The organism is Candidatus Magnetaquiglobus sp. (genome assembly GCF_058402785.1).
In genome coordinates this window covers 49251-59902 of the sequence record NZ_JBZVFG010000012.1, presented here as the reverse complement: position 1 = coordinate 59902, position 10652 = coordinate 49251, and the positions used below count along the sequence as shown (strand labels likewise).

General features: G+C 63.9%; 8 protein-coding genes. 5 read left to right on the top strand and 3 right to left on the bottom strand.

Annotation, left to right across the window (positions count from 1 at the left end; translation table 11 throughout):
• Positions 1 to 65: 65 nt before the first annotated feature.
• Together ACV4UY_RS06315 and ACV4UY_RS06310 are read left to right on the top strand one after the other, a co-directional pair.
• Entirely contained in the window at positions 66 to 1883 is a 1818-nt protein-coding gene (locus ACV4UY_RS06315; RefSeq protein WP_491606768.1) for a TolC family protein, read from the top strand.
• Positions 1884 to 2214: 331 nt separating this feature from the next.
• Positions 2215 to 2613: a hypothetical protein gene (locus ACV4UY_RS06310; RefSeq protein WP_491606767.1), complete on the top strand. Its 399-nt coding sequence runs from the start codon at positions 2215 to 2217 to the stop codon at positions 2611 to 2613.
• 150 nt (positions 2614 to 2763) lie between these two features.
• Here ACV4UY_RS06310 and ACV4UY_RS06305 read toward each other — a convergent pair whose 3' ends face one another.
• From ACV4UY_RS06305 to ACV4UY_RS06295, 3 genes are all read right to left on the bottom strand, one after another.
• Entirely contained in the window at positions 2764 to 5067 is a 2304-nt protein-coding gene (locus ACV4UY_RS06305; protein WP_491606766.1) for an NADP-dependent malic enzyme, read from the bottom strand.
• A gap of 19 nt (positions 5068 to 5086) precedes the next feature.
• The gene (locus ACV4UY_RS06300) at positions 5087 to 5977 is read right to left on the bottom strand and encodes a sulfotransferase domain-containing protein (protein WP_491606765.1); all 891 of its coding nucleotides are present in this window, start codon (positions 5975 to 5977) and stop codon (positions 5087 to 5089) included.
• Between the two features lie 114 nt (positions 5978 to 6091).
• Positions 6092 to 7009 (bottom strand): SphA family protein, encoded by a 918-nt coding sequence (locus ACV4UY_RS06295; protein WP_491606764.1) that lies wholly within the window; start codon positions 7007 to 7009, stop codon positions 6092 to 6094.
• Between the two features lie 247 nt (positions 7010 to 7256).
• Between ACV4UY_RS06295 and ACV4UY_RS06290 the strand changes: the two genes are divergently transcribed.
• From ACV4UY_RS06290 to ACV4UY_RS06280, 3 genes are all read left to right on the top strand, one after another.
• Entirely contained in the window at positions 7257 to 7970 is a 714-nt protein-coding gene (locus ACV4UY_RS06290; protein WP_491606763.1) for a TIGR00266 family protein, read from the top strand.
• Between the two features lie 44 nt (positions 7971 to 8014).
• Positions 8015 to 9679 (top strand): condensation domain-containing protein, encoded by a 1665-nt coding sequence (locus tag ACV4UY_RS06285; protein ID WP_491606762.1) that lies wholly within the window; start codon positions 8015 to 8017, stop codon positions 9677 to 9679.
• A 116-nt stretch (positions 9680 to 9795) separates the two neighbouring features.
• Positions 9796 to 10593 (top strand): SDR family NAD(P)-dependent oxidoreductase, encoded by a 798-nt coding sequence (locus tag ACV4UY_RS06280; protein WP_491606761.1) that lies wholly within the window; start codon positions 9796 to 9798, stop codon positions 10591 to 10593.
• The last annotated feature ends 59 nt before the right edge of the window (positions 10594 to 10652 follow it).

The following is a 10652-nucleotide window of genomic DNA, read 5'->3' as shown; positions in this document are numbered from 1 at the left end:
CCCTGGCGCGAAAATTGCTTTCTATCTCCAACCACCCATCCCTTCTTCATGCTATCGAGCTCACTATGAAACAACCGATCAGATTCTCATGGGTTCTCTCTTCGCTGCTCCCCCTGCTGCTCGCCCAAACGCCGACCGCCCTGGCCGCCGGGAGTCTCCAGGAAGAGATCTTCAAAACCATGACCCCCACCCCGGAGGAGAAGATCGGTCCCTGGCCCATCATGGACGCGGTGAAAACCTCCCTGGAAAACGAAAGCAACGCCGATGTGATCATGGCCAAGGGGATGCGCGAAGTGGCCGCCGGCGAGTACCAGGAAAAGAGCGGCGCCTTCAACCCCACCCTGAACATCACCGTGGACAACGGCCAGTCCATCACCCCGGTCCCGCCGTGGGTGAACGACCAATACAATGCCCTCAAGCTCCAGGAAAATGCCCTGCCCGGCGCTTCGGCACCCGCCCTGATCCGCGCCCTGAACGCCAAGGCCGCCACGGATCCGACCAACTTCACCGCCACCGACTTGAAGGATCTCATCGAACTCAAGGAGATGGCCGGTGGACTGCGCTCCCTCTACGATGCCGGCATCGAAAAGAACAAACACGAAAGCACCGCCACCGCCTCCCTGAAGCAATACCATCGGGTCGGCGTGATCACCGAGCTTAAAGCCACGGCCATGCGCACCGATCCGGTCAACTACTACGACATCGCCTCCCAGGGCGCCGGGGCCACCAACATCGGCATCAGCGAACTGCGGGTCATCGTCCCCCTGCTCCGCAACAGCGGCTCGGATGCCTTTCAGGCCACCGTGGACGAAAAGGACAAGAAACTCGGCTACGAGGCCAAGCAGCAAGAGTACCGTCACGCCGTCTCCAACCGTATACGCACCGTGGCCAAGGCCTACTGGGACTACAAGGCGGCCATGGAAAAGCAGGATATCCTGCGCGTCTCCGAAAAAATGGTCACCAACTGGGCCGAAGCCGCCAAGGATCGCGCCACGGCACGCGGCAATCGCGGCAACAAGGATGAGGTGAACACCCTGTCCGCTCGTCTGGCCGCCGAATCGCTGGCCCTCGAGGAGGGCAAATCCAAGGTCTACGAAACCAAGAACACCCTGGCCGAGGCCATGGGCCTGTCGGTGGAAGAACTGAGCGCCAAAGGGTATCCCGCCGAGGAGTTCCCGAAGATCTCTGCCAACTTCGAGGACAAATCCCTCATCAAGCGCCTGATGCAGACCGCCCAGGGCGAACGCGCCGACCTGAAGGCTGCCAAACTGGTCGAGGATCAATCCAATGTCCAGCTCACCAAGGCCAAAAAGGATCTCATGCCCAAGCTGACCGCCGACGGCACCGTGGGCGTGATGGGCGGGGATGTTTCCGGCTCGACGCTGAACAACGTCGGCAAGGGGTTCACCGACAACACCGTCTCCCCCAACTGGAAGGTGAGCATGATCTTCGAATACCCCTTCGGCAACGATGCCGCCGAGGGGATGGTCAAGCAGCGCAGCATGGCGGTGATGCGTGACTCCATGCTGTTGGAAGAGAAAACCCGCACCGTGCAGATGAGCGTGAAGAAAAGCCTGAACGATCTCAAGCACGCCATCCCGAGCGTGGAGCTGGCGCAAAAGTCGATCCGCAATTACTGGCCGAGCGTCGAGGGTTCGCTGGAAAAATACAACGCCCAGCGCGATCGGGTCACCCTCACCACCCTGATGGATCTTCTGACCCTCGAAGAGAAGCTCAAGGACGCCCTCACCAAGAACATCGACGCCAAGAGCACCCTGGCCAAATCGGTGGTGGATGTCCGTTTCACCACCGGCACCCTGTTGCCCCCCGGCGATACCGACAATTTCGTGATCGAGAAGAAGGCGATCCTCACCCTGCCGTAACTTGCATGATGGGGGGAGAACCCCCTCACCCCCCGTACCATGGACCTCCCTTCGGGCGTTCCATGGTAACTTGCAGGCTGGGGGGAGAACCCCCTCACCCCCCGTACCATGGACCTCCCTTCGGGCGTTCCATGGTACACCAGCTTTTCAAACGCACCAAACCGAACGGGGAGTCCGGATCATCCGGGCTCCCCGTTCGTGTTTCCAGACCTGGCTTCACCGCCGCCTCACCCCCATCATCAAAGTTTCATGGACTTGCCGCATTCCCTTTGATAAGATCATCCCATCATCCCATCATCCCATCGCGAGGCATGACCAGGAGCGACCGAGCATGAGCGGCATCACCATCCCCTTCGATACCCTCGCCTTCGTCAAGGAACTGGAAACCGGTGGCATCCCCGCCCAGCAGGCCGAGGCCCAGGCGCGCGCGCTGGCGTCGGTGCTGAAGAAAGTGGAGGATTCCCACGAGCTGGCCACCAAGGGTGATCTGGAAACCACCAAAGCCGAAATCATCCGCTGGACCGCCGGCATGTTCATCGCCCAGACCGCGCTGCTGGTCGGCGCCCTGTTCGCGATGATGAAGCTGAACCAACCCGCCCCGTCCCCGCCCCAACCCGCGCCCGTGGCCCAAACCATGCCCGCGCCGGTTCAGGCCGAGCCGACCTTGCCCCTCCAGAGCGCACCGGTTCAGGTCGCGCCACGCCCGCCGACCCCGCCGATCCCGCGATGAACCCCTTTCCAATCCGCCCGACACCCCGCTCCCGTTCCTGCCAACCCGGCTGACCGCTCCCCAACCGCGCGACAGCGCGTCCCGACCACCCACCCGGCACGCCCGACCGCCCATCCACGAATCGCCACGATCGCATCTCTCCGTCGTGCATCAATCCGTGGTGCTGCCGATCGGGGGAGCGCCCAGATTCTGTTCCAGGGCCTGCACGGCAGCAAAGGCAGCCATGTTCACCAACCCTCGCACCGACACCGTGGAGATCATCACATGGGCCGGCAGGGCGGTTCCCAGCAGGATCGGACCCACGCGAATCCCGTTGCCCAGCGTCAGCAGCATGTCGCAGGAGATGTTGGCCGCGTCCAGATTGGGCATGATCAGCAGATTGGCCCGCCCTTTGAGTCGGGAACTGGGAAAGATCGCCTCGCGGATCTCGTCGCAGAGGGCGGCGTCGGCGCGCATCTCGCCATCGGCCTCCAGGTTCGGATCCATGCGGTGGATCAGGGTCAGGGCGTCGCGCATCTTGGTGGTGTGCGGGGCGCGGTAGGAGCCGAAGTTCGACGAGGAGAGCAGCGCCGCCCTGGGAGTCAGACCGAAACGGCGCAGTTGTCGTGCGGCGCGCAGGGTCATCTCCGCGATCTGCTCGGCGGTCGGATCCGCGATCACGTTGGTATCGGAGATGAAAAAGGTACCCGAATCGAGGATCACCCCGCTCAAGGCGGTGAAGTGGCCCACCCCGGCGGCGCGTCCGATCACGTCGCGAATCACCCGCAGATGGTCGCGGATCCGTCCCGAGGCCCCGCACAGCATCGCCTCGGCATCCCCCCGACGGGTCAGCAACGCGGCGGTGATGGTGGAGGAGTTGACGATCTCGCCACGGGCGATGTCCGGCGTGACCCCGCGCCGTTCCATGAGGTGGAGATACTCCTCGGCCAGGGCCTCGGTACGGGAGTCGGTGGACGGATCCACCAGTTCGTAGTCGTGATCCCGCTGCATGCGCAGACGCAGTTGCTGGATCTTGGGAAGGATCACCTCGGCGCGTCCCACCAGGATGGGACGGCAGATCCCCTCGGCGATCATCTCGTCGGCGGCATGCAGCACCCGTTCCTCCTCGGCCTGAGCCAGGGCCACCCTTTGGCGCGGATAGCGCCGGGCCCGTTCGAAGATCGGGCGCATCACCTGTCCGGAACGGAACACGAACTCGGAGAGCTGCTGACGATACGCTTCGAGGTTGGCGATCGGGCGGGTGGCGACGCCGCTCTCCATGGCGGCCTTGGCAGTGGCGGATGCCACCTCGACGATCAGGCGCGGATCGAACGGTTTGGGGATCAGGTACTCCGGACCGAACTGGAGATTCTCCTCGGCATAGGCGATGGCCACGGTATCGGGCACGGTGTAGCGTGCCAGATCAACCAGGGCCTGCACGCAGGCGCGCATGATGGCGCCGGTGACGCGCGAGGCACCCACGTCGAGGGCGCCTCGAAACAAAAAAGGGAAGCAGAGGACGTTGTTGACCTGATTGGGGTAGTCCGACCGTCCGGTGGCGATGATGGCATCCGGGCAGACGCTTCGGATCTCGTCCGGGGTGATCTCCGGGGTGGGATTGGCCAGCGCGAACACCAGCGGTTGCGGGGCCATGGTCTGGACCATGGCCGGGGTGATGGCGCGAGGACCGGAGAGTCCCAAAAACAGATCCGCGCCGACCATGGCCTCGGAGATGTGACGAACGTTGCGGCTGGTGGCATAGACCCGCTGTTCCGGGGAGAGGTCGGTGCGATCCACATGCAGCACGCCGCCCAGATCGGAGACGGTGATCTGGGAGAGCGAGACCCCCAGCTCCACCAGGAGGTTCAGACAGGCGATCGCGGCGGCGCCCGCTCCGGAGACCGCCACATTGATCTCGTCGAGCCGCTTGTTGACGCAGTGCAACCCGTTGATCACCGCCGCGGCCACCACGATGGCGGTGCCGTGTTGATCGTCGTGGAACACCGGAATCTTGAGGCGTTCGCGCAGTTTGGATTCGATCATGAAACACTCGGGGGCGCGGATGTCCTCGAGGTTGATCCCGCCGAAGGTAGGTTCCAACGTGGCGACGATCTCCACGAAGCGGTCCGGATCCCGTTCGTTGATCTCCAGATCGAACACGTCGATGCCGGCGAATTTCTTGAAGAGGGCCGCCTTGCCCTCCATCACCGGTTTTCCGGCCAGGGGACCGATGTTTCCGAGCCCGAGCACCGCCGTGCCGTTGGTGATCACGCCGACCAGGTTGGCCCGTCCGGTGAGTTCCGCGGCCTCGGCGGGATTGGCGATGATCGCCTCGCAGGCGGCGGCGACGCCGGGTGAGTAGGCCAGCGACAGATCCCACTGGGTGGCCATGGGCTTGGTGGGCACCACCGAGACCTTGCCCGCCGGCTTGGCGCGGTGGTAGGCCAGCGCGCTTTCTTTCAGATGTTCGTCCATGACTGTGCGTCCATCAAATTCAGGAAGGCCGATCCGATCCCATTCCCGCCAGATCGTGTTGGAACCGGGCCTGGAAGCGCTCTTTCTGCGCCGGGGTCATCAACAGATCCCCCTGGCCGCTCTTCCCCTGGCGGATGAACGAGGAGAGCTGATAGCCCCGATCCAGGGCCAGGCCGGTGGTATGGTCGAACTGGGGCTCATGTTTTTTCATGAAGGCGAACCCGCACCGCTCGGCGATCACCGGGATCCGTTCCGGATCGAGCGACAGACCGCAGAACTCGGCCACGCGGCGCACGGTGCCCGGCAGATCGGCGATCACCGCCTCGTAGCGCAGAAACAGCACGTTCGGATCATCGCGATGTTCCCACCAGCCGCGCACATGATCGAACCAGGATTGGAACTGCACCTCTCCGCGCATGAACCGCTCGAAAAACGCCTCGAAGCTGCCTCGAAACGACAGATGCGAGCGGTAGAAGTGGAAATAGGAGACCAGCACGTCCTGGCCGTCGCGCATCACGTAGATGTATTTCCCGCGTTTTTTCGGGGTGTCCGCGTAGGCCAGATGGCACTTGAAGACCCGCGGCGAGGGCATGGCGTTGAAATAATCCATGGCGGCCCGCGGATTGGACATGATGCGCCGCTCGAACCAGGGGACCACCATGCCGATGTGCTGAAAATCCATGTTGCCGTCGGTGGTCATCTGGTAGAGCATCATCTGGGTCAGCGTGGTGCCGGAACGGGGATAGGTGACGACGAAGATGTCGTCGGGCCGATCCTCGAGTTCATAGGCCACGGTGCGTTTCAGATCGATCTGTACGGCGACGGTCTCCAACAGCTCGGCCAGTCCGCGCAGGGCACCACTGACCCCACCGATCAGGCGATTGGCGGTGCGCTGAAAAGGGGTGTTCATCCCGGTGTTTCCATGGTGCGTTGGGGAGAGTGGTGCCTCCGGTAACGCCGGGGGACGAGACTCCCCCGGCGGGAACGACGCGCCTGTCCGGTTCACGACAGGCGCCACGGCGTATCACAACGGCTTGGTCAGGGTCAGGGCGACGATCGAGCCTTGCGGACGATCCTCGGCGCCGAACTCCTTGATGGCCCGCAACGACACCACGCTTTTCAAGAAGGGGACGGTCGCCGACACCTCGGGGCCGATGCCGAACACCCGATCGTGCACGGCGGGATCGCCCACTGCGGCGGAGCCCCTGTCATCGGTCACCTGCCACTGGGCATAGCCGGCCAGCCCCAGCTCCACCAGATCGCTCACCTTGCGGCCCACGCCCCACTCGAAATGGAAGTCGTCGCCCAACCGCAGATCGGTATCATCCTTCTTGGAGTGGATCTCGTAGCGGGAGAGCAGCGACATGGACCAGAGTTTCCGGGCATCCGGATACCAGGTGCCGCCCAGGGTGAGCATGAGGGTGTAGAAATCCTTGCCCGGCGAGGCGGAATTGGTTTTGTCGTAGCGTCCGGTGGGCAGGTAGGCCCCGACCGCCGCCGCCGCGTCCCACTGGGCGCCATGCCAGGAGAGCAGCAACGGTTCGATGGTGATGTCGCCCAGGCCGAACCGGTCGAAGTCCAGGCCGCCGCCGACGTTGTTCAGGTCCAGATCGGTGTTGACCAGCGGCACGATGATGTCCATGCCATAATCGGCGCCCAGGAACTTGTTCGGGGTCATCCAGATGAGCCGATTCACCGTGGCGACCACATCCAGATCGAGCCCGACCGGCTGGTTGTTGCCTTGGTTGTCCTTGAGTTTGGTGGCGCTGTAGACGGCGTTGTACCACCGCCAGTAGAGTCCGGGCGGCGGCAGGGAGGCCGCCTTGATCCCCTCCACCCCATGCACGTAGTGTCCCTGTTCTCCGGCGGCCCGGGCATCGGACTGCAACGCAAGACCGGTGGCGCACACCCCGGCCAATGCCATGGTTTTGAATCGGTTCATGATCACGCCTCGCGCTCCGTTCATTGCGATTAATAAAAGTCATGGAATGGTTCGCGCCCATCCGGTCCCTTCCCAAGGGATCATCTTGCAAGATCGCTCCCCACCACGTCAATGGCACAAATTCCCAACACCCCATTCTCAACCTCGGGAAAGGCGCATGACCGGCATGGACATGTCATCGGATCCGGACCATGATGGAAGTCCCGATTCCCGCATCCGCCAAACCATCTTCCCAAAGGGGGCAATCATGGCCGAATTCACCATCACCGGCGAGATCGATCCGTTCTTGCATGTATCCCTGCGCCAGGGGGAGTCGATCCTGGCCGAATCCAACGCCATGGTGATGATGGAGGAGTCCCTGACCCTGGACGGGTCCCTGGGCAACCAGGGGGTGTTTGGGGCCATCATGCGCCGGATGGCCAACGAGGAGACCCTTTTCCAACAGAAAATCACCGCCAAGACCGGTCCGGGCGATGTGTTGCTGGCCGCGCCATTTCCCGGCGGCATGCATCTTCTGGAGATCGGACCCCGGCAGTTCAACCTGGCCGACGGGGCCTTTCTGGCCTGCGAGTCCGGGGTGACGGTGACGAACGCCATGCAGAGCCTGGGCCATGCTTTTTTCGGCGGCACTGGGGGATTCTTCATCCAGACGACCGAGGGGAAGGGGAAGCTGGCCGTGGCCGCCTTTGGCTCGGTGTTCCTGCTCGATGTCAAGCCCGGCCAGCCGATCACCATCGACAACGAGCACATCGTCGCCTGGGAAACCTCACTCGATCACGAGATCACCACCCCCAACAGCGCCCGAGGCATGCTGGGCGGTCTGCTGAGCGCGGCCACCAGCGGCGAGGCGGTGGTATTGCGGTTTTCCGGCCAGGGTCAGATCCTGCTCGCCTCGCGCAACAAGAAAACCCTGCTCGCCTGGCTGGCCGCGAACCTGCCAACCCCCACGAGCGCATCCTGAAAACCAGGGGGATGCAGGATCCGGCAAAAAAGATGGAGCGCGGCATGTGTGCAGGTTTGGAATCTTCGCCCCCTCCTTTCGAATCCGACAAGGAGCGTCAGGAGCGTCGCGACCGCGTGGCGCAGAGGATTCGGGCCGAATTGACCGACATGCTCGGCGCCGCGCCCTCCAGCCGGGAGAGTTTCCATGACCTGGGGCTGAACTCCCTGCAACTGTCCCGATTGGGAAGCCGCCTCGCGGCGGACGCCGCCGTGGCCCTGCGCCACCCTTCGATCGACCAGTTGAGCGATCATCTCTCCCAGGCCCCTTCCGCGCCGCGCCTCCCGCCGCCCCCCGCCCCGCCCCCTCCGGGTCGCGGCATCCCGCAACTCTTCAACCAGCAGGCATGCTTTGCCTGGCACGAAACCGCGACCGACTCCGCCTTCCTGCATCTGTGTCTGCCGATCCGGATCCTCTCCCCGGTGGATCCGATCGCCCTGGAAGGGGCCCTGCAAAACCTGGTCACCCGCCATGCCGCCTTGCGGACCCGCTTTTACCGGCAGGGAGGCGAACCGGTGCAGAGGGTGGACGAAAACCGCGCCGTCCATCTGGAGACGGTCACCGTCCAGATGGCCCCATGGCCGGAGGTGACCGCCCGGATCCAGGCGGCGGCGCGACGACCCTTCGATCTGGCTCGCGATCCCCTGGTGCGGGGGCATCTGTTCACGCGCGGATTTCACGATCATCTGCTGCTGATCGTCGCCCACCACATTGCCGTGGATGCCACGGCCTTCGCCATTCTGATCCACGAACTCTTTCCCGGTTACGCGGCGCGACTCGCCGGCGAACGCCTCCGCCCGCCCGCCGAGGGCTGGACGATGGCAGCGTTCGCCCAGTGGCAAACCGCCCGTCTGGCCGGTCCCGAGGGGGAGCGCGCCTGGCACCACTGGCGCGAACGGCTGGCGAATGATCCGCCCCTGGTCCACCTGCCCACCGATCACCCCGGCGGGTCGCCCACCCGCCACCAGGGGGCGTGTCATCCCATCCACCTGGAGCCCACCCTGGTACACGCGCTGCGCAATCTGGCGAAACGGAAAGGGGTGACACTCTACATGCTGCTGCTGGCCGGCCTCGGGCTCCTGTTGCACCACGCCTCGGGACAGAACGACATCCTGGTGGCCACCCACACGCAGAATCGGGAGATGCCGGAATGGGCCGATCTGGTCGGATACCTTGCCGACACGGTGGCGATCCGGACCAAAATCTCGGCGACCGACCGGTTCCCCACCCTTTTGCAGCGGGTCCGGGAGGCGGTGACGGATGCCCTGGCGTTTCAAGGGATTCCGATGACGTGGCTTGAAGGACGGCTGAAGCTCCAACGGGAGACGCTTTGCAACATCTGGTTCACCATGCTGCCGCTTGCGCTTTACGGCGACATGGCGCCGCTCTTCTCCGGGCGCACGGAATCCCCGATCGAACGCGGGGGGCTGCGTCTGATGGCCGCGCCCGATCTTCTGCCCGCCTGGCTGGGGGTGTGGTATGATCTTGAATGGGGTCTGCTGGAAGAGACGGATGCGGTCTCCGGCACCCTGACCTACCGCACCGACCGGTTCGAAGCGAACACCATCGCGCAGCTGGCCAGAAATTTCCAAACCCTTCTCCAGGCGATCGTGGCGCATCCGGACCAGACCATCCCCGAACTGACGCAGGCCATCCCAAAGACGGCATGAGCCCGGACAACTCCGCCCCGATCGTCGGGGGACATGGCCCGTGGGCGTTTCTGGACAAGTAGACATAACCGCGACATGTTGATATAACATCAACGACTCTTCCATGGAGCGTTACGATGTCCGATGGGATCCATCCGTCATTCCCCTTTCTGCGCGGGCGCGTGGCCATGGTCACCGGGGGCGCCTCGGGCATCGGCCTGGCGGTTGCCCTGGCCCTGGCCGAGGCCGGCGCCAGGGTGGTGATCGGCTCACGTCACGCCTCGCAACGTTCCGGCCTGTCCGAACGGTTCCCCAAGGGGGAGGCGATCCTGGTTCTGGATGTGGATCTCGGCGCCACGGATCAGGTGGAATCCTTTTACCGCGCCTCGGTCGAAACCTTCGGCGCGATCGACATCCTGGTCAACGCGGCGGGAATTTTTCCGGAACATCCCCTCTCCGATCATCCGGACGCGTTGTGGGACGAGGTGCTGGAGGTGAACCTCAACGGCGTCTACCGCACCTGCAAACGGTGCCTGCCGGAGATGATCCGACGCCAATGGGGACGCATCATCAACATCGCCTCCACGGCGGCCTCGGTTGGCGCGGCCACCTATCCGGCCTATTGCGCCTCCAAGGCGGGAGTGGTGGCCCTGACCCGCTGCATGGCCCTGGAAGGGGCGGCCCATGGGGTGACCTGCAACGCGATCAGCCCCGGTTGGGTCGAAACCGACGCGGCGCGACGCGCCATCGCACAGACCGCCCGAACGGAAGGACGCGATCCGGTGGCCTATCTGAACGAGATCAAACAGACCAATCCGCAACAACGGATGATTCAACCCGCCGAAATCGCCAACCTGGTGCTGTTCCTGTGCCAGGAGGGGGCGAAGGGGATCACGATGCAGGATCTCACCGTGGCGGCGGGCTCCTTGTGGTAACGACACGACAGGCACGAACGCCTTCCGGGGGGAGACGGCGATCGAGATGGAACGCGTGG